The organism is Escherichia sp. MR, from assembly GCF_005280595.1.
Taxonomy (GTDB): Bacteria; Pseudomonadota; Gammaproteobacteria; order Enterobacterales; family Enterobacteriaceae; genus Escherichia; species Escherichia ruysiae.
Genome location: NZ_SZVK01000008.1, coordinates 13,042 through 34,465, shown reverse-complemented (window position 1 = coordinate 34,465; position 21,424 = coordinate 13,042). Strand labels below are relative to the sequence as shown.

The window sequence follows — 21,424 nt, the reverse complement described above, 5'->3', positions numbered from 1 at the left end:
GTATCCATCCGTGGTTATTTAAAGACTATCGAAACGCTAAAAAACCCTCATAGCATTACTGCTATGAGGGGGAATACCTTAGAGATAGGTAATCTGGAAGGTGGTATTCGCTTCAAAACCGCCCAGGTCCGGTGCGTCAGTCGCACCTACCAGCCAGGCTTTAAAGTTTAAAGTTTGTTTCGGTTTGCCTTTGGAGGTTGCAGTATCTTTTACGATCTGCTGATTAATGCCAGCGCCACTTTTGTAAGAGGTTCCCTGTTGATCACCAATCGCCAGGCTCACGTTGTTAAACGCCGCACCGGTATCGGTATTAAAAATGGTGTAGTAGTTGCCGCTATTCGCCGTAGACACAGTACCGGTGAAGGTAGTGGTCATGGTAGTTTGGGTATCAAACACGCAATCCTGTAAACGAATCTGGAGATCTTTCGGCGTGGTAGTGCCGTTGTTTTTCAGTTTTTCCGCACCGATATTACCCATATCCACTTCCAGTTTGTGATCGTCTGGTACGATAGAGCAAACGGAATCTTCAATGGTGCCGTAAAAACGGGCAGTACCGTTGTTACCTTCTGCGAAAGAAGATGTTGAAGTGAACGCACCCATTACCATTGCTGCTGCAATAGCTGTTTTTACAAACTTACTCATTATTTGTCCTTAAACCATAAATAATTAGACTATAAGCCAACTGAAATATTGATGATAAAATCCCTCAATCTTTCTTCAGCAGCTTTTAACCAACCATTGAATAGGATTTCTGATCCATAAAATACGGGTTGTACGAGATGATATTCTTTGGCGTGGCGGCAATGTTGATATTTTAATGAGAGTGGTTCAATTTAAATTTACTAACAACACTGTGTAGAAACTTTTAAATAATCAATAGTGCAAATAATATCTTGAGGATTATCTCAAAAAACAGCAGAACATTTCATCAAAACGGCACGAACACTTTATCCCATGAATGATTCTGGATCATAAAACAGCTAAAAATAAATATGGCAATTGTGATTATATCTTCGGGAAGATATAATCTTAATTATTCTGAATTAATATTATATCAAGACCCTAAAATACCTGCTCAATAATCTCTCTCTTTATTTTTTAACACATCTTTTCGAAAAATAATAACCCATGCAAAAAAGCAACAATTACTTCCATATGTAACTTTGTGAAAATAAATAACTGACCTTGCTATAAATGGAAACATTTATTTTTTCATAACAGGAGGATTAAATGCATTTAAATAGCAATAATTTCAATACAGTAAGCAAAACTAAGGCCCGAAAGCTTACGCCAGCGGGCCTTACACGTTCATATCAAATTGCTTTTGCCATCTTCAGATTACACGGGCTCATCTGCCAGTTGAATTGACCTTTTCCGCTTTCATCAAGCGTTACGCTGGCAATGGCCGAGGTGGTAAACATAGGCGGCGTTTCGCCCGGACATAACTCAGCGACCAGATATCCGACTAAGGGTAGGTGGGAGATCACCAGTACCGAAGCAACACCTTCATTGGTCAACGCCTGCAGATAGGCACTGACCAGGCCAACATCGCCGCAGGGCGTTAACTCCGGCAGAACTTCTGCACTGGAAGGCAGGTTCAGACAATCCCCTACTTCGTCCAGTGTTTGCTCGGCTCGCAGGAACGGGCTCACCAGAACGCGTTCGATTTCCACTTTTTGACCTTTCAGCCAGTTCGCCATCAGGCGAGATTCGTCACAACCGTTAGTGGTCAGAGGACGAACCGAATCACTGGCGGCATCGAGGGCTGCGTCGCCGTGACGCATGATAAAAACTTGCATATTGCACCGCTTTTGTTAACCAGATTCGCCCGTCTTCTTTCATCTGAAACCAGATAAAGAGGACGGTGGCCGGCATTGTGCCTTATCCATTCACCGAATGAAACGCTGTTTTTTACCTCAATGGCGTAAGTATAGTCAATATGCGTTTACATTTTGACCAACACTCCGCCATTCAGCGCGGATTCATATAGCTTTGACCTTCTTATTGCAGGTCAGTTGCAGTTGTTTTCCAAAAACTTTCCCCTCGCTCGCTCATCTCTACTAAACGCTCGCAAGGGGTAAAACGAGAACCATACTGCGTGGCCAGTCGCTGCATTATTGCAACCACTTCGCCCGCGCCGAGAGAATCGATATAGCGGAATGGTCCACCGAGAAATGGCGGAAAACCAATGCCAAATACCGCGCCAATATCTCCGTCACGCACGCTACGGATAACCTGCTCGTCCAGACAACGTACTGCTTCATTCAGCATCAACATCACGCACCGTTCAGCAACCTGCGGTGCGGAGAGCCGCCCCTGCCCTTGCGCGCCAATCAGCGGGTAAATGGCGGGATCGACCTGTTTTTTGCTTTTACGCCCTTTCTGACCGTAAAGATAGAATCCCCGACCATTTTTTCTACCTTTGCGATCGTCGTTCAAAATTGAAGAAACAACATTTGCAGGCGCGCTAAAACGTTCTCCATAAGCGGCTTCCAGTACAGGAATAATTTTAGTCCCGGTATCGATTCCTACCTCATCCAAAAGTTGGATTGGCCCTACCGGAAAACCAAATTTCACTAGCGCGGCATCAATGTGCTCTACCCGTTCACCTTGGGTCAACATGCGGATAGCTTCATTAATGTAAGGCGCTAAGATGCGATTGACGTAAAACCCGGCTTTGTCACGCACGACAATGGGCGTTTTGCCCTGTTTTTTCGCCAGTTTTACCGTGGTGGCGATGGTTTGCGCCGATGTACCCGCATGAGGAATAATCTCTACCAGCGGCATTTTTTCCACCGGACTGAAGAAATGCAGGCCAATAACTTGCTCTGGTCGCGTGGCGTGAGCGGCGATATCACCAATCGGTAAAGATGAGGTATTCGAAGCAAAAATGGTATGAGCGGCGCAGTTTTGCTCAACTTCTGCCACCATCTGTTGTTTTAATTCGAGATTTTCAAATACTGCTTCAATAATCAGATCGCGATGAGCAAAGCCGCGATAATCCGTCGTTCCCGAAATTAATGCCAGTTGATTGTCGCGTTCACTGGCTTTGAGATGCCGACGGCGCACTTTGCCCTCAAGCTGATCCCAACTGTATTTCAGCGCATGATTAATCCCCTGGACGTTGATATCTTTAATTCGTACCGGCAGACCCGCTTTACAGGCAGTGACGTAAGCAATACCGCCGCCCATCAAGCCACCACCTAAAATTCCCACACTATTTAAAGGAGCGGGGGCAACATCGCTGCCGGGATCTTTCTTCACGTCGGTACTGGCAAAAAAGATATTGCGCAATGCCTTTGATTGCGACGTCATCGCCAGTTCACCAAAGGCTCGAGCTTCAGCGTCATAGCCGCTACTGGTGCCCTGCGCTAACCCGGTCTCGATAACCTCAAGAATACGTTTTGTCGCCGGGTAGTTGCCCTGGGTTTTCTGTTCTGTTTTTTTGCTTACCATTTTGAATAACAGCGCACGACCTAATGGCCCCGCCATCACACGTTTGCGAATCGGAAGTGTCCGCGAAACCGGACGATCCTGCTTCGCCAGCTCTACAGCGGCTTCCAGTAAAATGGAGTGCGGAACGACGTCATCCACCAGTCCCAGCTTTAACGCCTGCTTTGCCCGAAGTTGTTTTCCAGTGAGGATCATCTCTAATGCTGTGCTGACACCTATCAGGCGTGGTAAACGCTGGGTGCCGCCTGAACCGGGTAACAATCCTAGCTGAACTTCAGGCAAACCGAGCACCGTTTTAGGATCGTCAGTACAAACACGACCGTGGCACGCCAGCGCCAACTCCAGCCCACCGCCCAGGCAAGCGCCATGAATAGCCGCAATAACCGGAACGGGCAAAGCATGAATCTCTGCCATTAACTGTTGCCCCTGCCGCGCCAGTGCTTCCGCTTCTTGCGCCGTTTTGCAGTTGCCGATCATGTTGATATCCGCTCCGGCAATAAAGTTGTCCGGTTTCGCGGAGATAAACACCACGCCGCGCAGATCTTTATTTTCGCGGAGTTGTTTAATAATGGTGCGTACCTGTGAGGCAAACTCCGCCTTCAGGGTGTTCATTTTCTCGCCAGGAACATCAATGGTGATGACGGCAATATTGTCCAGACGCATATTGAGGGTAAATGCTGATGCCATTTCCATTATTCCGCCTCCAGAACCATTGCTGCACCAAGCCCACCTGCGGCACAGGCGGTCACTAAACCAAATCCACCGCCGCGACGGCGAAGTTCATGCAATGTCTGGGTTATCATCCGCGCACCAGTAGCCGCGAAGGGATGCCCGTAAGCAATCGAACCGCCAAGCACGTTAAATTTGCTGTCGTCCACTTCACCAGTGGCATGTGCGCGCCCCAGCACATCGCGGGCAAAACGTTCACTACCCAGCAACTGAATATTCGCCAGCGTCTGGGCAGCAAATGCTTCATGCATATCAATCAATGTCAGATCGCTCATCGTTAAACCGGCACGTTCCAGCGCCAGCGGCGTTGACCAGGCTGGACCGAGCAACATGTCCTGCCAGACATCTATCGCGGTAAATGCATAACTGCGCAGATACCCCAGCGGCACCAGCCCTAATTCTTTCGCCCGCGATTCGGTCATCAGGATCACCGCCGCAGCGCCATCGGTCAGCGGCGTACTGTTCGCTGCCGTTACCGTTCCGTGTTTACGATCAAACGCCGGACGCAGCTTTGCGTAATCGGCAAGCGTGGAATTACCGCGAATATTATTATCTTCCGCGAACGGTTGTTTATAAGGGGGGATAAAGGCGGTCATCACTTCTTCTTTGAGTTTACCTTCCGACCACGCCTGAGCGGCTCGCTGATGCGAACGGTGCGCTAATGCATCTTGCTGTTCGCGGGTGATGCCGTAGGTTTTCGCCATTTGTTCAGCGGTGTCACCCATCCGCAAGCCGGTGGAATATTCCGCTACCGCAGGCGGCACGGGCATTAAGTCGCGCAAACGCAGTCGAGAGAAGAGTTTCAGACGCTGGCTCATTGTGCGGGCTTTGTTGACATCCACCAGCACGCGCGCCAGTTTTTTGCTAATGCCAATCGGCAATACCGACGAGGAATCTGCCCCACCGGCAATCCCCGCACGAATGGTTCCCGCCATCAGGCTTTCGGCGACGTTTGCAACAGCCTGGAAACTGGTGGCACAGGCACGACTGACGCTGTAAGCATCGGTATGGACGTTCATTCCGGTGCCAAGAACAATTTCACGCGCAATGTTGGGGGCTTCCGGCATTTGTACGACCTGACCAAAGACCAGTTGTTCAATCACTTCGGCGGGGATCTCGCTACGAGCAAGCAGTTCTCCGACGACCATCTTCCCCAAATCAACAGCGGGAATACCATGAAAAGCCGTCGCCTGGCGAGCAAAAGGCGTGCGTAATCCGCTAACAATGGCGATACGATCGCCCTGGCGGGTAACCAGCGGTAAAACCTGACCCATAACACTCCCCTGTAAAAAAATAGATAAAGTGGTCTGACCTGATCATAGTCTTAACCATTTTTTTACATTTAGCCAAGTGGAGAAAAGGGAAAGTGGGAGCTATGACACAGAGAGAAAAGAAGAAGAGAAAACAAAACGCCCCTGCCAGCAACTGGCAAGGGCGTGCGTACCTGAGAGGAATTAACGCAGACCCAGCTGGAAGATCAGCATTTCAGCTTCGCAGGCAAAAGTGAAATCGATATCCAGGCGAACACCATCAGACTCTTCAGTGAAAGTCGGGGTGATTTTGCACGGTTCGGATTCCACGCTACGGGCTTTTTCAGTCAGCGCCGCCAGCGTTTGTTCTGCTTCTGCGCGGTTTGCAAACACGCGGCTGTAAGACGCGGTGCAATCGGAGTTGTCCATAATGGTGCCAACATCCATACAGCAGCAAACCGGGGTTTCATCAGCACTACATTTACTCATCGTTGATTTCCTCTGTATGTGCACCCAAGGTGCCAGATAAACGTTGCGGATATTTTACGCTTCCGGAAAGTGCTGCTCCAGTTGTTAATTCTGCAAAATCGGATAAGTGACCGAAATCACACTTAAAAATGATCTAAAACAAAATTCACCCGGATGGATGAGTGCGCCACCTCTAAATTTTGCCAGCTGGATCGCGTTTCTTAGATCATATTTGAAAAAAGATAGAAACATACTTGCAACATCCCATCTGGTCAGACCTATACTCTCGCCACTGGTCTGATTTCTAAGATGTACATCAGCCCCTACACTTCGCGCTCCTGTTACAGCACGTAACATAGTTTGTATAAAAATAAATTATTGAGGTTATGGTCATGAGCCAGAAAACCCTGTTTACAAAGTCTGCTCTCGCAGTCGCAGTGGCACTTATCTCCACCCAGGCCTGGTCGGCAGGCTTTCAGTTAAACGAATTTTCTTCCTCTGGCCTGGGTCGGGCTTATTCAGGGGAAGGCGCAATTGCCGATGATGCCGGTAACGTCAGCCGTAACCCCGCGTTGATTACCATGTTTGACCGCCCGACTTTTTCTGCGGGTGCAGTTTATATTGATCCGGATGTAGATATTACCGGGCATTCTAATTTAACCGGTCAGAGTGCAAATGCTAAAAATATCGCACCGACAGCGTGGGTCCCTAACCTGCACTTTGTCGCGCCTATTAACGATCAGTTTGGTTGGGGAGCGTCAATAACGTCCAACTACGGCCTGGCTACGGAATTTACCGACAACTATGCTGCTGGTATCTATGGCGGTAAAACCGATCTGCAGACAATCAACCTTAACCTTAGCGGGGCTTATCGCCTTAACAATAGCTGGAGTTTTGGTCTTGGTTTTGATGCTGTTTACGCCAAGGCAAAAATTGAGCGTTACGCCGGTTCGCTGGGGCCTTTGTTGTCTCAACAGTTGATTGCCCAAGGTGTACCCGCGTCATTGACCAATGGTATTAATACTCCGGACTCTCAAATTGCTCATCTGAAAGGTGACGAGTGGGGCTTTGGCTGGAACGCGGGTATTCTTTATGAACTGGATAAAGATAACCGTTGGGGCCTGACATATCGTTCAGAAGTTAAAATCGACTTCGAAGGGGATTACAAAAGCTCCATTAACCCAAATCTGAACAACATTTTGGGTAATATGGGCTTGCCGTATGGCACGATGGGTGCAACACAAAATGGATCCTTGACGCTCAACCTGCCTGAGATGTGGGAGATTTCTGGTTATAACCGTGTTGCGCCGCAGTGGGCAATTCACTACAGCATGGCCTATACCAGCTGGAGTCAGTTCCAGGAGTTGAAAGCGAAAGGCGATAGTGGTCAGACGCTGTTCTATAAAGATGAAGGATTCCGTGACGCATATCGTATCGCGTTGGGTACAACCTACTATTACGATAAAAACTGGACCTTCCGTACCGGTATCGCCTATGACGACAGCCCGGTTCCGGCAGATAAACGCTCTATTTCCATTCCTGACCAGGATCGTTTGTGGTTAAGTGCTGGGTTAACCTATGCATTTAATGAAGATGCATCCATTGACGTTGGCGCATCTTATATGCATGGTCAGAAAGTGAAATTCACCGAAGGTGAAGGTGCGGCAGCTTATTCTTTCGAGTCTGAAGGTAAAGCCTGGCTGTTCGGGACTAACTTTAACTACGCGTTCTAATAACACGTTCGTTTAATAAGAAAAAAGGTGAGTTTTACGACTCACCTTTTTTATTTGCGTCTTATTCAGAATCGATATCTTTTAAATCATCCTGAATCGCTTGCGCGTTCGGGTTTTCTTGCGGTTTGAGCTCACCGCCATTGGCGATGAAATCATGACGCTGGAAGTAAGCCTCGCGCACCATAATGTAAGGATCGGAGGACTGACGAAGCAAGCCGTCAGAATCCAGCAACTGCGCACGAGTTTCGATCCCTTCAAGCGTCCATTTACCCACCGACATCGGCCAGGTCAGCCAGGAAAGTACCGGGTAAAGGCTGTCTGCCATATCACCGCCGTCATCACGCAGCGTAAAGCTACCGTAGAACGGTAACTGAACGTACGGCCCATAACCCACGCCATAGTGACCGAGCGTACTGCCAAAACGGTGAGGTTCGGTGCGTTGCAGTTTCGGATTCGCCATCCCAGCAACATCAATAAAACCGCCCATTCCCAAAATGGTGTTCAGGAAAAAGCGGGTAAAGTGGACCATCCCCTGATAAGGGTCACCCTGCAAGAAGTAGTTAACCATCACCGCAGGTTCTTCCAGGTTGCCGGTGAAGTTGCTCAAACCGTTACGCGCCGGTTGCGGAACATAATCACGCCAGGCGACCGCTACCGGTCGAACCACATACGGGTCTAACACATTGAAGTTAAAATTGTACATGGTGCGGTTGAACCCTTCTAACGGGTCAGAACGCCCTTGCTGATCTGTACCGGAACTCGCACACCCCACCAGAAGCGTAGTTCCCAGAGCAAGCGCCGACAGGCGAAGCTTCATAAATGTCTCCCTGTTTTTTATGGCTTTTTTATGGCTTATGCAGTTTGCCATCCATGACGGAACGATACCGTATCCGCCTGTTTAGGTGTGGGCGATTGTAACAGCACGTCAACTGATGTCCAGACGCCCTGGTTTGCTGACTTGATCATAGCCTGGTAATCGCCGCCCTGTAGGCTACTTGATTCTGTAGAAACAGAAAAAGGCAAACGCCGCCTTTTATACATTTTCAGAGTAACTCCCGCCAGTTGCGAGCAAAAAAGCCGCTACGCTTTAGCTATACGTGCTAATTCAAGAGACGACATCATGGACAATGACAAAATAGATAAACACAGCGACGAACTTGAAGTAGAGAGCGAAGAAAAAGAGCGTGGAAAAAAAATAGAAATAGATGAAGACCGGCTCCCCTCCAGAGCGATGGCTATTCACGAACATATCCGTCAGGACGGCGAAAAAGAGCTGGAGCGCGACGCGATGGCGCTACTGTGGTCAGCCATTGCGGCGGGTCTGTCGATGGGCGCTTCGTTACTGGCAAAAGGGATATTTCATGTCGAACTGGAAGGCGTACCGGGGAGTTTTTTGCTGGAGAATCTGGGTTATACCTTTGGTTTTATTATCGTCATTATGGCACGCCAGCAATTATTTACTGAGAATACCGTAACGGCGGTACTACCAGTGATGCAAAAACCGACCATGGGCAACATCGGCTTACTGATGCGGTTATGGGGCGTCGTGCTGCTGGGTAATATTCTCGGAACAGGTATTGCGGCGTGGGCGTTTGAGTATATGCCTATCTTTAATGAAGAAACCCGCGATGCGTTTGTCAAAATCGGCATGGATGTGATGAAGAACACCCCCAGCGAGATGTTTGCTAACGCGATCATCTCCGGCTGGCTTATAGCCACAATGGTATGGATGTTCCCTGCGGCGGGAGCGGCAAAGATTGTAGTAATTATATTGATGACGTGGCTTATCGCGCTGGGCGACACTACCCACATCGTCGTCGGTTCAGTAGAGATCCTCTATCTGGTCTTTAACGGCACGCTGCACTGGAGCGATTTCATCTGGCCATTCGCGCTACCTACTCTGGCGGGAAACATCTGCGGCGGCACCTTCATCTTCGCATTAATGAGCCATGCGCAAATCCGTAACGATATGAGTAACAAGCGTAAAGAAGAGGCACGCCAGAAAGCAGAACATGCGGAAATCATTAAGAAAAATGATAAAAATCCGCTATAAGTGGCGAGGGTTTAAGCAATCGAGCGGCAGTGTACTTACTCCGCTGTTTAATAGCGGTTATACTCATGCCGCATTGTCCTCTTAGTTAAATGGATATAACGAGCCCCTCCTAAGGGCTAATTGCAGGTTCGATTCCTGCAGGGGACACCATTTACTACCGCCTTCCATACCCCACCATAAAGCGGATCATCAAGCCACAAGCTGGGGCAATAAACATAAATATCCCCGTTACCAGCTCATTACCGCCAGTTAAACACATAGTGAAGTAATAAATGAGGGCGGCGAGGATCACCATGCCGAAAAATGAAGAGACGGCAGATACTACATTTAGTACCTGGCCAATATATCCGCTGACACAAACAATACACAGGGCGAGAAACATCCATAAATAAATCATAGCTCAACCTCCTGCCGCGCTAAAAAACCTGTTACTTCAGGTAATTTAATAGTAAGACAATTCTTAATCACTGGCAATTTTTGCCAGGTTCTAATAAAAACAAGATGTTAAAAAATAGGGCTATTCGCTCCTGAAAAATATTTACTTGAGTGATTAATAATCAGTAGCTGAAAACAATCGGCTGATGATAAAATGGAAGTACCGCATTCATGCTCCTCGTGGTTTTGTCCTGACTAGTCTTTACACTCTTTACAGGAACCATTGTCGTACATGATGGCCTAATATTATTGAGTGTACCGCTGTCGACATGGAATCTTCTGCGATACAACAATTCGTATCTACAGAAGGTAACTATGTTTCCACAGCGCAAATTTTCCCGCGAGTTTCTCCATCCTCGCTACTGGCTCACGTGGTTTGGTCTGGGCGTACTCTGGCTTTGGGTACAACTTCCTTATCCTGTCTTGTGCTTTCTTGGCACACGTATCGGCACGATGGCCAGACCATTTCTGAAACGTCGCGAATCCATCGCCCGTAAAAACCTTGAACTTTGCTTCCCGCAGCATTCATCTGAAGAACGCGAGAAGATGATTGCCGAAAACTTTCGTTCACTCGGCATGGCGCTGGTAGAAACCGGCATGGCGTGGTTCTGGCCCGATCGTCGCGTGCGTAAATGGTTTGATGTTGAAGGTCTGGATAACCTGCAACGCGCACAAATGCAAAATCGCGGCGTAATGGTCGTCGGCGTACATTTTATGTCTCTGGAACTGGGTGGCCGCGTAATGGGGCTTTGCCAGCCAATGATGGCAACTTATCGTCCGCATAATAATCAATTGATGGAATGGGTGCAGACCCGTGGTCGGATGCGCTCAAATAAAGCGATGATCGGCAGGAATAATCTGCGCGGTATTGTTGGTGCTTTGAAAAAAGGTGAAGCCGTATGGTTCGCTCCCGACCAGGATTATGGTCGTAAAGGAAGCTCCTTCGCTCCGTTCTTTGCGGTAGAAAATGTTGCGACGACCAATGGCACTTACGTGTTGTCACGCCTCTCAGGTTCCGCCATGTTAACTGTGACGATGGTACGAAAAGCCGATTACAGCGGATACCGTTTGTATATCACCCCAGAAATGGAAGGCTACCCGACTGATGAAGGTCAGGCTGCGGCTTATATGAACAAGATTATTGAGAAAGAGATTATGCGCGCACCGGAGCAGTATCTCTGGATCCACCGCCGCTTCAAAACGCGTCCGGTGGGTGAAGCATCGTTATACGTTTAACAAACGACCAACGCTTCTTCCCTCCTCAAATTAGCCATAATAACCCAATGGTTTTTATGGCTTTTTTCTTAAGGCTTTTCCCTTCGCTGAATTATGAATTATTACTGACAGAAATTAAACTGTCGCCGATATGAGACACTTGTAAGTTACTAAAAGTAAATAAGAAAATGCCACTTGTTTCAATTTAGTTTTAGGCGTACATTAGCGCCGTCTCGAGCAAATCAGCTCAGAATTCTGGGGTGATGCCCACGGCAAAACAGAGCCCTGTTAAGGTCGTTTTCCCGGTGTCAACTCACTGTATCAGATGTAATGAAGTCATTCAGGCGTAACAGTAATTACGCGGAGAGATGTAAAGTGAAATATTTCTTTATGGGCATTTCTTTTATGGTCATCGTTTGGGCCGGTACTTTTGCCCTGATGATCTAAAAGCAAACTGTGCAATGAAAAACAGGAGCCATCTGGCTCCTGTTTGCGTTTCTGGCGAAGGTGTTTATTCCGTGTTTTCGTGAATATGTTTACTGCTGGCTGGAAGTAAACCATCGGCGCGGAACATCGCTTTGATGCCTCTGACTGCCTGACGAATACGGTCACGGTTTTCAATCAACGCAAAGCGTACATGCGTGTCGCCGTAGTCACCAAAGCCAATCCCCGGCGAGACACAGACCTTCGCTTCGTTAAGCAGCTTTTTGGCAAACTCCAGCGAGCCCATTGCCGCATACGGTTCAGGGATTTTCGCCCAGACATACATCGAAGCTTTCGGCATTTCGACCATCCAGCCCGCTTCATGCAGCCCTTTTACCAGCACATCGCGGCGGCGCTTATACTGTTCGGCAATATCGCGCACGCACTGTTGATCGCCTTCCAGCGCGGCAATTGCAGCCACCTGTAACGGTGTAAAGGTGCCGTAATCGTGATAACTTTTGATACGCGCCAGCGCACTGACCAGCGTTTTGTTACCAACCATAAAGCCGATACGCCAGCCTGCCATGTTGTAACTTTTCGACAAGGTAAAGAACTCAACCGCCACGTCACGTGCGCCCGGCACCTGCATGATTGACGGCGCTTTCCAGCCATCGTAGACGATATCAGCATAGGCCAGGTCGTGGACCACCAGCACATCGTAGCGTTTCGCCAGCGCCACCACTTTTTCGAAGAACTCCAGTTCCACACATTGCGCTGTTGGGTTCGACGGGAAGCCGAGGATCATCATCTTCGGTTTCGGATAGCTTTCGCGAATAGCGCGTTCCAGTTCATTGAAGAAATCGACACCCTCCACCAGCGGCACTGAACGTACCTGCGCACCGGCAATCACAGCGCCGTAGATATGAATCGGATAACTTGGATTCGGCACCAGCACCGTGTCGCCGTGATCCAGCGTCGCCAGCATCAGATGCGCCAGCCCCTCTTTCGAGCCAATGGTGACGATGGCTTCTGATTCCGGATCAATCTCGACATCGTAGCGATCCTGATACCAGCGGGAAATGGCGCGACGTAAGCGCGGAATGCCGCGTGAAGTGGAATAGCCGTGTGTGTCCGGGCGCTGCGCCACGGTACAGAGTTTTTCGACGATATGCGGCGGGGTCGCGCCGTCCGGATTGCCCATACTGAAATCGATAATATCTTCGCCGCGCCGACGCGCAGCCATTTTCAGTTCAGCGGTAATGTTAAAAACGTAGGGCGGGAGACGATCAATACGCGTAAAGCGACGTTCAGGGCGAGTGTCAGCCATAATTTCCTCAGATAAACGTTAGCGCCCGGACCGTCCGAGCGACGCTGCCACGATGGTGGCTGTTTTGAAAATAGCCTGATTAATTTCTGTCTGTCGAGCGTTTTAGCAAAAATTTTTTTCTACCAAAAAAAGAGGAACATCTGTAATAAAACGGGAAATCCTTACTTTCTTTTAAGAAAATAAAACCCACATTAATTAACATTATAATTTCAATAAATTTACCTTCTGAGTGTGTATTAATAAGAGATGCATTGCCAATACACCATTTACCTGATAATCCCCTTTTAAAACTGTGGTTTTTCCTCAAAAACGGCCTGCTGGTCATCAGCCTTCAGGTTACCTATCATAGAGGTTTAATCCTTATCCAGAGTTACCCGTGCACGAAATATTCAACATGCTGCTGGCGGTCTTCGATCGGGCAGCGTTAATGCTTATCTGCCTGTTCTTCCTTATTCGTATCCGCCTGTTTCGCGAGTTGTTGCACAAGTCGGCGCACTCACCGAAAGAGCTGCTCGCAGTTACCGCCATTTTCTCGCTGTTCGCCCTGTTCAGCACCTGGTCCGGCGTGCCGGTGGAAGGCTCACTGGTTAACGTGCGTATTATTGCGGTGATGTCAGGCGGGATTTTATTTGGTCCGTGGGTGGGGATCATTACCGGCGTGATAGCCGGGATTCACCGCTATCTTATTGATATTGGTGGCGTGACGGCGATTCCCTGCTTTATCACCAGTATTCTGGCGGGATGTATATCGGGCTGGATCAACCTAAAAATCCCCAAAGCGCAGCGTTGGCGTGTCGGTATTCTCGGCGGTATGTTGTGTGAAACGTTGACCATGATTCTGGTGATTGTCTGGGCGCCGACCACCGAACTGGGGATCGATATCGTCTCTAAAATCGGTATCCCGATGATCCTTGGCAGCGTCTGTATCGGCTTTATTGTGCTGCTGGTGCAAAGCGTTGAGGGCGAAAAGGAGGCCAGCGCCGCGCGGCAGGCCAAGCTGGCGCTGGATATCGCCAACAAAACGCTGCCGCTGTTTCGCCATGTCAATAGCGAATCATTACGTAAAGTCTGCGAAATTATCCGCGATGATATTCACGCCGATGCGGTAGCAATCACCAATACCGATCATGTGCTGGCGTATGTTGGCGTGGGTGAACATAACTATCAGAATGGTGATGACTTTATTAGCCCAACCACACGGCAGGCGATGAATTACGGTAAAATCATCATTAAAAACAATGATGAAGCCCATCGCACGCCGGAAATCCACTCGATGCTGGTGATCCCGCTTTGGGAGAAAGGTGTCGTGACCGGGACGCTGAAAATCTACTACTGCCACGCGCATCAGATCACCTCGTCATTGCAGGAAATGGCGGTCGGTCTGTCGCAAATCATCTCCACGCAACTGGAGGTTTCGCGTGCCGAGCAGCTACGTGAAATGGCAAATAAGGCAGAGCTTCGCGCCCTGCAAAGCAAAATTAATCCCCATTTCCTGTTTAACGCTCTGAACGCAATCTCCTCATCAATTCGCCTGAATCCGGATACCGCTCGCCAGCTGATCTTTAATCTGTCGCGTTATCTGCGCTATAACATTGAATTAAAAGACGATGAGCAAATCGATATCAAAAAAGAGCTGTATCAAATTAAAGACTATATTGCCATTGAGCAGGCCCGCTTTGGCGACAAGCTGACGGTTATCTATGATATTGATGAAGAGGTGAATTGCTGCATTCCCAGCCTGCTGATCCAGCCGTTGGTGGAGAACGCCATTGTCCACGGTATTCAACCTTGTAAGGGAAAAGGTGTTGTCACCATCAGCGTTGCAGAGTGCGGTAATCGGGTTCGTATTGCGGTGAGAGATACCGGGCACGGCATCGATCCGAAAGTGATTGAGCGGGTCGAAGCGAACGAAATGCCGGGCAATAAAATTGGCCTGCTGAATGTGCATCATCGCGTGAAGTTGTTATATGGTGAGGGGCTGCATATTCGTCGTCTGGAGCCTGGGACGGAAATCGCGTTTTACATTCCTAACCAACGCACCCCTGTCGCCTCACAGGCTACGTTATTGCTTTGAGCCGGAGTGATATTGTGAAAGTCATCATTGTTGAAGACGAATTCCTGGCACAACAGGAACTGAGCTGGCTAATTAAAGAGCACAGCCAGATGGAGATTGTCGGCACCTTTGACGACGGTCTGGACGTGTTGAAGTTTTTGCAGCATAACCGCGTCGACGCCATTTTTCTGGATATCAATATTCCGTCGCTGGATGGCGTGTTGCTGGCGCAAAACATCAGCCAATTCGCCCATAAACCATTTATTGTGTTCATCACTGCGTGGAAAGAACATGCGGTAGAAGCGTTTGAACTGGAGGCGTTTGACTACATTCTCAAACCGTATCAGGAGTCACGCATTACCGGGATGCTGCAAAAACTGGAAGCGGCCTGGCAACAACAGCAGACCAGCAGTACGCCTGCCGCGACGGTAACGCGTGAGAATGACACCATTAATCTGGTGAAAGATGAGCGAATAATCGTCACGCCAATTAACGATATCTATTACGCCGAAGCGCACGAGAAAATGACCTTTGTTTATACGCGGCGTGAATCCTACGTAATGCCGATGAACATTACCGAATTTTGCAGCAAGCTGCCTCCATCGCATTTTTTCCGCTGCCATCGCTCGTTTTGTGTCAATCTGAACAAAATCCGCGAAATCGAACCGTGGTTTAATAACACTTATATTCTGCGGCTAAAAGATCTGGATTTTGAAGTGCCAGTCAGCCGCAGCAAAGTTAAAGAATTCAGGCAGTTAATGCATCTGTAATCAGGAATATTCATGAAAGCAACAGGCTTGCCCGCCGATCAACAATTTTTCGCCGATCTGTTCAGCGGCCTGGTGCTTAACCCGCAACTACTTGGGCGCGTCTGGTTTGCCAGCCAGCCTGCCTCGTTGCCGGTGGGTAGTTTATGTATTGACTTTCCCCGTCTGGATATCGTGCTGCGCGGCGAATACGGCAATCTGCTGGAAGCAAAGCAGCAGCGTATGGTGGAAGGGGAAATGCTGTTTATTCCGGCGCGCGCGGCTAATTTACCGGTCAGCAACAAACCGGTGATGCTCTTAAGCCTGGTGTTCGCACCGACCTGGCTTGGGTTATCGTTTTACGATAGCCGCAGCACGTCATTGTTGCATCCGGTTCGCCGGATCCAGCTTCCCAGTCTGCAACGCGGTGAAGGTGAAGCAATGCTCACCGCCCTCACCCATCTCAGCCGTTCGCCGCTGGAGCAGAATATCATTCAGCCACTGGTGTTAAGTTTGCTGCATCTTTGCCGCAACGTTGTGAATATGCCGCCGGGCAATTCGCAACCTCGCGGCGATTTTCTCTATCACAGCATTTGTAACTGGGTTCAGGATAACTACGCCCAGCCGCTCACCCGCGAGAGCGTGGCGCTGTTTTTTAATATCACGCCCAATCATTTGTCAAAACTGTTTGCGCAGCATGGGACGATGCGTTTTATCGAATATGTGCGTTGGGTGCGAATGGCGAAGGCGAGGATGATTTTGCAGAAATATCATCTGTCGATTCATGAAGTGGCGCAGCGTTGCGGCTTTCCGGATAGCGACTATTTTTGTCGCGTCTTCCGGCGTCAGTTTGGCCTGACGCCGGGAGAGTACAGCGCCCGTTTTCAGGGCTAACGTCAGAAGGTTAATTCCGTTTCCAGCAGCGTCAGGATGCTTTGTGCGTCTTGCGCGGCGAACAGCGACTGGCGGAAGTTTTTATTCACCAGTTTGCGCGCCAGCTGCGAGAAGACCTTCACATGGTTCATCCCTTCGCTAGCGCCCAGCGTCAGCATGATCACCAGCTCGACTTCGCCCATTTCTGACTGCCAGTCAACCGTTTTCACCAGCCGGGCAATGCTGATACTGGAATGGCGGATCCACTGAGATTTAGTGTGCGGGATCGCCACGCCAAAACCAACGCCAGTAGTCACAATTTCTTCCCGCTGCCAGACATCTTCTTCCAGCTCGAACGGATGCTCAGTGCGCCCGTTGACGCCAAGGTTGCCGCACAGAAACTGAATCGCCTGCTCTTTATTACTAAAAGCCTGATCAACAAAGATATTCTCCAGCGCCAGCAATGGGCGAACGTCTTCTTCCGGCGTAAAGGCGGTGAGTAACGCTTCAATTTCCTGCGCACTGCGGCACTCGCAAGCCTGACGCGCAAGTTCCCGACACGCCTCGCTATCCAGTTGACGCAACTGGCTTTTCACCGCCGGAATGCGCGGGCTACTCATACTTAGCTCATCCAGGCCCAGCCCAAGCAGTAGCGGCAGATAACGGCTTTCACCACCCAGCTCACCGCAAATGCCGACCCATTTTCCCCGCTGATGCGCAGTGGTAACTATCTGCTGCAACATGCGCAGGAAAGATGGCGTAATCGGGTTATACAGCGGCGATACGCGCGGGTTATTACGATCGACCGCATACAGATACTGGATCATATCGTTCGAGCCGATACTAAAGAAATCGACCTCATCGCAGAAGTGGTCGATGATGTAGCAAACCGACGGCACTTCCACCATGATCCCAAGCGTAATCGTCTCTGCATGACGCAGGCCGTCGCGCTTAAGCTCAAGGATCGCTTTCTGGATCTCGCTCTTCACCCATAAGATCTGATCGAGGCTGTGAACCATCGGAATCATCAACTGAGCGTTACCGTAACTGGCAGCACGCAAAATGGCCCGTAGCTGGGTACGGAACAGGCCAGCAAATTCCGGGTAAATACGTACCGCGCGATAGCCGAGGAACGGGTTCTCTTCCTGGGGAATATTCAGATAAGGAATGCTTTTATCGCCGCCGATGTCCATCGTGCGGAAAATAATTGGCTTGTCGCCCGCCGCCAGTAACACCTGCTGGTAGGCTTCAAACTGTTCCTGCTCGTCCGGTGCGCTATCGCGATCCATATACAGCATTTCGGTGCGGAACAGCCCGACGCCTTCCGCGCCATTGGCAAACGCACCAGGAGCTTCCAGAGCGGTGCCAATATTCGCGGCGATATCAATTCGCTTGTTATCACGGGAATAGGCCAGTTGCGCGGCGGCCTGCGCCTGTTGTTTTTGGCGTTTGTCCGCCAGCGTCTGCGCAACCTGGTAATAACCGCTCACCGCGTCATCAGGATTAATCGCCAGCACGCCACACTGGGCGTCAAGCACCGCCGGTTGCCCGGCATAACGGGCTATCGCATCCAGCGGCAAGCCGCTCAGTACCGGGATCGCCGAAGCTCGCGCCAGAATCAGGGTATGCGATGTGCGTCCGGTTTTCTCCAGAATCATGCCTGCGAGATTTTTTAAATCGAGACTCAAAAACTGGCTTGGAGTTAAATCTTCGGCGACCAGAATGGTCGATTTTTCAAGCAGCAGATTATTGCGCGGCTTCAGTTCCGGCCAGGTGATATGCAGCAACTGTTCGCTGATATCACGAATATCACTAACTCGCTCGCGCAGATAATCGCTGGCAGAGGCAGAAAGTTTGTCGCAAACCTGCTCCATATTGCTGATGATTGCCGCCCCCAGTCCCTGATGTTGTTCTGCCATCAGACGACGGATATTCCCCGCAAACTCTTCATCCTGAATCAGCGACAAATGGGCGCTAAGAATGGTTTTACTTTCGCCGTCACGCTCGCGCAGCTGCTGGTTCAGTTGTTCGGCAAGCGTTGCCAGGCTGTGTTCCAGCCGGGTGGTGTCTTGCACACTGGCAGGGATCGCCCGATAACTGTCGAGGCTGTCGCTCTGCAACAACGTTAACGTACCAACACCGACGCCGCTCGCCAGCACGTTACCGTACAGCAAATCAGGGTTAAGGCGACTTAATGAACGTGGCAGCGGATGCGCCGTCAGTTCTGCTTGTGTCGGTTGGATGCTGTCGCTGTCGATAAAGCGCACCTGGATGTACTCTTCCAGTACGCGCCGTGCCTGTTCTTCATCGCTACCGCTAATGTTCAGGCTGCAACTGTCATTAAATAAAGTGCCGGTGCCAATCAGCGCCAGTGAACTTTTGGCATCGGCCTTGGCGTTCTGGCGATGGTTGATGAAGATCACTTCACTTTGCCACTGACTGCACTGTTCTTTAAGTTCCCACGCCGGACGGGCATGAAGTCCGTTAGGCAAAGGACAGAGAAATTGAATCGATAACATAACCGCTCCGGGTTAATCGGGAGATCATCTGAAATCCGTCAGTTGAACAACCGTCTCACGGGTAAGACGTTGAATAAGGGCAGATAAAAGTTGCTGCATCTGCAAAATGTCGCGGCAATCGGCAATCGATGCGGCGCAATGTCCGTGCCGGGTGGCAGGCCCCATCACCACTGTGGGTACGCCAGTACCGGTTAAATGCACCGCTCCGCCGTCCGTACCGCCGTTGCTGAACATATCGGCCTGCAACGGAACACCAATTTCTGCCGCCACGGTTTCGATCCAGGCTGTGAGTTTTGGCGGCGCAATCAGCGATTTATCGCTTAACACCAGCATCGGACCGTTACCAATCTGGCGATGGTTCGCCGCGCCATAATCAAAGTTTTTCGCCCAGCAGGCGGTATCAAGCACAATGGCGACGTCCGGCGACACCGCGCGGGTGGCGGTTTGCCCACCGCGTAATCCCACCTCTTCGCTGGAACTTGCCACCAGCCACACTTCCGCAGGCAACTCGGCGCTGTGTAGTTCGCGCAGTAACGTCACCAGCAGATAGCAACCGAGGCGGTCATCAAAGGCTTTCCCCATCACCCTCTGGTGAGGGAGAACCTGAAAAGCGGTATCAAACGTGACGCGATCGCCTGGACGAATTCCCGCCTGTATCACTTCATCATACGAGCGCGCGCCAATGTCCACGCGCATTACGCTAACCTCATTTCCCTGCCGCTCGCCGTCGAGCAGGCCGGGAATTTTGCACTCTTCACGGGTAGTGATCCGCACCGGCTGAAGCTGACGGGCAGCCATGCGCACGTTGCCAACCGGCAGCACATCGATCGCGCCTTCGCGGGAGATGCTACGCACTATAAAACCCACTTCATCCATATGTGCGCAGATCATCACCTTCGGCCCCATCGATTCATTGAGGCGGATCAGCACCGATCCCAGACCGTCAAATCGCACTTCTTTTTGCAGTCGATCCGCTTCATCCAGCAGGATCTGCCGGACTTCCTGTTCCGAGGAGGCGATCGCATCGGCCTCGCTCAACGCTTTTAATAGCGATAAATCCATTATGCCTCTCCCGTGAGCAACACTGTTTTCGGCATGGCGTAGAGCACTTCTGCGCCTTGCGGGGTAACCAGCACGACATCTTCGATGCGCACGCCCCCTTGCCCTGGCAAATAAATCCCCGGCTCTACGGTCAGTAACATGCCTGGCTGGAGCATCGTGGTATCACGTGGTGAAAAACGCGGATCTTCATGTACGTCAATGCCGATTGCATGACCGGTGTTATGGCCGAAATACTCTCCATAACCGGCTTCTGTAATGACCCGACGGGCGGCGTCGTCAACCTGCTGGCAACGCACGCCGGGGAGAATCGCGGAGATTGCCGCCAGTTGCGCTTGCAGGACAATCTGATACACGTTAAACAGCGGGTGAGATTCGGCGCTCACCCCTTCGCCATGAACCAGAAAGGTGCGCGTCATATCAGAGCAGTAGCCCTGATACAGCGCACCGAAATCGAGTGTGACAAACTCGCCCGCTACAACCACTTTGTCGCTGGCCTTGCCGTGCGGCAGCGCCCCACGCCAGCCACTGGCAACAATGGTGTCAAAGGAGGCTTTTTCTGCTCCCTGCTGGCGCATAAACCACTCCAGTTCAGCGGCAATCTCGCGCTCGCTCATCCCCGCCTGAATAAAGCGGCGAATATGCTCTGCACCACGATTGGCAATCCCACAGGCGAGACGGATTTTTTCCACCTCCTCTGGCGTTTTGATTTGCCGCAGCACATCCGGCGTGGCGCTGACCAGCTTTGCATTAAGTTCAGCCTGCCAGCGGTGCGCAGTTTCCCAACTCACCTGCTGGCCTTCAAAACCGAGCGTTTGCAGCTGCTCATCGGCAATGATTTGATTGACGATGGTTGCCAGCGTGTGCATCGCGTCAAGCAAATGTAGCTGGTAGCCTTGCGCACGAGCTTCCACCTCCACGTAATAGCGCGAATCCACCAGAATGTGCGCGCTCTCACGACTAATCACCACATAGCCTGACCCGGTGGAAATCCCCAGATGGGGCTGTTTGTTCTGCCGTGAGGAGAGAAGCACCGCATCCAGCTGTTGCGCCTTAAGCCAGTCGCGCAGCGAAGCGAGTAATGTCAT

18 protein-coding genes and 1 tRNA gene are annotated in these 21,424 nt (G+C 50.4%); 8 read left to right on the top strand and 11 right to left on the bottom strand.

Annotation, left to right across the window (positions count from 1 at the left end):
• Positions 1-78: 78 nt before the first annotated feature.
• The 5 genes from FC814_RS05400 to FC814_RS05380 all read right to left on the bottom strand — a co-directional run bounded on the left by FC814_RS05400 (position 79) and on the right by FC814_RS05380 (position 5,921).
• Positions 79-642, bottom strand: coding sequence for a fimbrial protein (locus FC814_RS05400; RefSeq protein WP_137325618.1), 564 nt, complete (start codon positions 640-642; stop codon positions 79-81).
• Between the two features lie 671 nt (positions 643-1,313).
• Positions 1,314-1,799, bottom strand: coding sequence for a phosphohistidine phosphatase SixA (gene sixA / locus FC814_RS05395; protein ID WP_001195811.1), 486 nt, complete (start codon positions 1,797-1,799; stop codon positions 1,314-1,316).
• A 202-nt stretch (positions 1,800-2,001) separates the two neighbouring features.
• Positions 2,002-4,146: a fatty acid oxidation complex subunit alpha FadJ gene (gene fadJ / locus FC814_RS05390; RefSeq protein ID WP_137325617.1), complete on the bottom strand. Its 2,145-nt coding sequence runs from the start codon at positions 4,144-4,146 to the stop codon at positions 2,002-2,004.
• Positions 4,146-5,456, bottom strand: a complete 1,311-nt coding sequence (gene fadI, locus FC814_RS05385) for an acetyl-CoA C-acyltransferase FadI (RefSeq protein WP_137325616.1) — start codon at positions 5,454-5,456, stop codon at positions 4,146-4,148. Before fadI ends, fadJ begins: the two co-directional genes overlap by 1 nt.
• Positions 5,457-5,636: 180 nt before the next feature.
• The gene (locus tag FC814_RS05380) at positions 5,637-5,921 is read right to left on the bottom strand and encodes a YfcZ/YiiS family protein (RefSeq protein WP_001296261.1); all 285 of its coding nucleotides are present in this window, start codon (positions 5,919-5,921) and stop codon (positions 5,637-5,639) included.
• Between the two features lie 371 nt (positions 5,922-6,292).
• Here FC814_RS05380 and fadL point away from each other — a divergent pair, with 371 nt between their 5' ends.
• Positions 6,293-7,633, top strand: a complete 1,341-nt coding sequence (gene fadL, locus FC814_RS05375) for a long-chain fatty acid transporter FadL (protein ID WP_024212665.1) — start codon at positions 6,293-6,295, stop codon at positions 7,631-7,633.
• A gap of 61 nt (positions 7,634-7,694) precedes the next feature.
• On the opposite strand, the gene mlaA is transcribed toward fadL, so the two are convergent.
• On the bottom strand, positions 7,695-8,450 hold the full coding sequence (gene mlaA, locus FC814_RS05370) for a phospholipid-binding lipoprotein MlaA (protein ID WP_000776780.1): 756 nt from the start codon (positions 8,448-8,450) through the stop codon (positions 7,695-7,697).
• 303 nt (positions 8,451-8,753) lie between these two features.
• Here mlaA and FC814_RS05365 point away from each other — a divergent pair, with 303 nt between their 5' ends.
• On the top strand, positions 8,754-9,686 hold the full coding sequence (locus FC814_RS05365; protein ID WP_137325615.1) for a formate/nitrite transporter family protein: 933 nt from the start codon (positions 8,754-8,756) through the stop codon (positions 9,684-9,686).
• A 75-nt stretch (positions 9,687-9,761) separates the two neighbouring features.
• Positions 9,762-9,836, top strand: a tRNA-Arg gene (locus tag FC814_RS05360).
• 4 nt (positions 9,837-9,840) lie between these two features.
• Here the strand turns inward: FC814_RS05360 and FC814_RS05355 are convergent.
• Positions 9,841-10,083 carry a YfdY family protein gene (locus FC814_RS05355; protein ID WP_000639879.1) on the bottom strand — a complete coding sequence of 81 codons (243 nt, stop codon included), beginning with the start codon at positions 10,081-10,083 and terminating at the stop codon, positions 9,841-9,843.
• A 353-nt stretch (positions 10,084-10,436) separates the two neighbouring features.
• Between FC814_RS05355 and lpxP the strand changes: the two genes are divergently transcribed.
• Positions 10,437-11,357 carry a kdo(2)-lipid IV(A) palmitoleoyltransferase gene (gene lpxP, locus FC814_RS05350; RefSeq protein WP_000484421.1) on the top strand — a complete coding sequence of 307 codons (921 nt, stop codon included), beginning with the start codon at positions 10,437-10,439 and terminating at the stop codon, positions 11,355-11,357.
• Positions 11,358-11,711: 354 nt separating this feature from the next.
• On the top strand, positions 11,712-11,783 hold the full coding sequence (gene ypdK / locus FC814_RS05345) for a membrane protein YpdK (RefSeq protein ID WP_010723117.1): 72 nt from the start codon (positions 11,712-11,714) through the stop codon (positions 11,781-11,783).
• Between the two features lie 64 nt (positions 11,784-11,847).
• On the opposite strand, the gene alaC is transcribed toward ypdK, so the two are convergent.
• The gene (gene alaC / locus FC814_RS05340) at positions 11,848-13,086 is read right to left on the bottom strand and encodes an alanine transaminase (protein WP_000785936.1); all 1,239 of its coding nucleotides are present in this window, start codon (positions 13,084-13,086) and stop codon (positions 11,848-11,850) included.
• A gap of 376 nt (positions 13,087-13,462) precedes the next feature.
• On the opposite strand from alaC, the gene ypdA reads away from it, so the two are divergent.
• From ypdA to FC814_RS05325, 3 genes are read left to right on the top strand one after another with little or no spacing between them, the layout of a single operon-like run.
• The gene (gene ypdA / locus FC814_RS05335) at positions 13,463-15,160 is read left to right on the top strand and encodes a two-component system sensor histidine kinase YpdA (RefSeq protein WP_000544384.1); all 1,698 of its coding nucleotides are present in this window, start codon (positions 13,463-13,465) and stop codon (positions 15,158-15,160) included.
• 14 nt (positions 15,161-15,174) lie between these two features.
• The gene (gene ypdB, locus FC814_RS05330) at positions 15,175-15,909 is read left to right on the top strand and encodes a two-component system response regulator YpdB (RefSeq protein WP_001295458.1); all 735 of its coding nucleotides are present in this window, start codon (positions 15,175-15,177) and stop codon (positions 15,907-15,909) included.
• Positions 15,910-15,921: 12 nt separating this feature from the next.
• Positions 15,922-16,779, top strand: coding sequence for an AraC family transcriptional regulator (locus FC814_RS05325; RefSeq protein WP_137325614.1), 858 nt, complete (start codon positions 15,922-15,924; stop codon positions 16,777-16,779).
• 2 nt (positions 16,780-16,781) lie between these two features.
• On the opposite strand, the gene ptsP is transcribed toward FC814_RS05325, so the two are convergent.
• Genes ptsP through ypdF form a run of 3 tightly spaced genes read right to left on the bottom strand, consistent with a single transcriptional unit; the run spans position 16,782 to position 21,424 of the window.
• Positions 16,782-19,277: a phosphoenolpyruvate--protein phosphotransferase gene (ptsP, locus tag FC814_RS05320; protein WP_137325613.1), complete on the bottom strand. Its 2,496-nt coding sequence runs from the start codon at positions 19,275-19,277 to the stop codon at positions 16,782-16,784.
• 24 nt (positions 19,278-19,301) lie between these two features.
• Positions 19,302-20,339 carry an aminopeptidase gene (gene ypdE, locus FC814_RS05315; RefSeq protein WP_137325612.1) on the bottom strand — a complete coding sequence of 346 codons (1,038 nt, stop codon included), beginning with the start codon at positions 20,337-20,339 and terminating at the stop codon, positions 19,302-19,304.
• Positions 20,339-21,424 carry an aminopeptidase gene (gene ypdF, locus FC814_RS05310; protein ID WP_137325611.1) on the bottom strand — a complete coding sequence of 362 codons (1,086 nt, stop codon included), beginning with the start codon at positions 21,422-21,424 and terminating at the stop codon, positions 20,339-20,341. Before ypdF ends, ypdE begins: the two co-directional genes overlap by 1 nt.

Bases quoted from the DNA above. Each gene is read 5' to 3' on its own strand.
- FC814_RS05400 (WP_137325618.1), bottom strand. From the start codon at position 642: ATGAGTAAGTTTGTAAAAACAGCTATTGCAGCAGCAATGGTAATGGGT.
- sixA (WP_001195811.1), bottom strand. From the start codon at position 1,799: ATGCAAGTTTTTATCATGCGTCACGGCGACGCAGCCCTCGATGCCGCC.
- fadJ (WP_137325617.1), bottom strand. From the start codon at position 4,146: ATGGAAATGGCATCAGCATTTACCCTCAATATGCGTCTGGACAATATT.
- fadI (WP_137325616.1), bottom strand. From the start codon at position 5,456: ATGGGTCAGGTTTTACCGCTGGTTACCCGCCAGGGCGATCGTATCGCC.
- FC814_RS05380 (WP_001296261.1), bottom strand. From the start codon at position 5,921: ATGAGTAAATGTAGTGCTGATGAAACCCCGGTTTGCTGCTGTATGGAT.
- fadL (WP_024212665.1), top strand. From the start codon at position 6,293: ATGAGCCAGAAAACCCTGTTTACAAAGTCTGCTCTCGCAGTCGCAGTG.
- mlaA (WP_000776780.1), bottom strand. From the start codon at position 8,450: ATGAAGCTTCGCCTGTCGGCGCTTGCTCTGGGAACTACGCTTCTGGTG.
- FC814_RS05365 (WP_137325615.1), top strand. From the start codon at position 8,754: ATGGACAATGACAAAATAGATAAACACAGCGACGAACTTGAAGTAGAG.
- FC814_RS05355 (WP_000639879.1), bottom strand. From the start codon at position 10,083: ATGATTTATTTATGGATGTTTCTCGCCCTGTGTATTGTTTGTGTCAGC.
- lpxP (WP_000484421.1), top strand. From the start codon at position 10,437: ATGTTTCCACAGCGCAAATTTTCCCGCGAGTTTCTCCATCCTCGCTAC.
- alaC (WP_000785936.1), bottom strand. From the start codon at position 13,086: ATGGCTGACACTCGCCCTGAACGTCGCTTTACGCGTATTGATCGTCTC.
- FC814_RS05325 (WP_137325614.1), top strand. From the start codon at position 15,922: ATGAAAGCAACAGGCTTGCCCGCCGATCAACAATTTTTCGCCGATCTG.
- ptsP (WP_137325613.1), bottom strand. From the start codon at position 19,277: ATGTTATCGATTCAATTTCTCTGTCCTTTGCCTAACGGACTTCATGCC.
- ypdE (WP_137325612.1), bottom strand. From the start codon at position 20,339: ATGGATTTATCGCTATTAAAAGCGTTGAGCGAGGCCGATGCGATCGCC.
- ypdF (WP_137325611.1), bottom strand. From the start codon at position 21,424: ATGACATTACTCGCTTCGCTGCGCGACTGGCTTAAGGCGCAACAGCTG.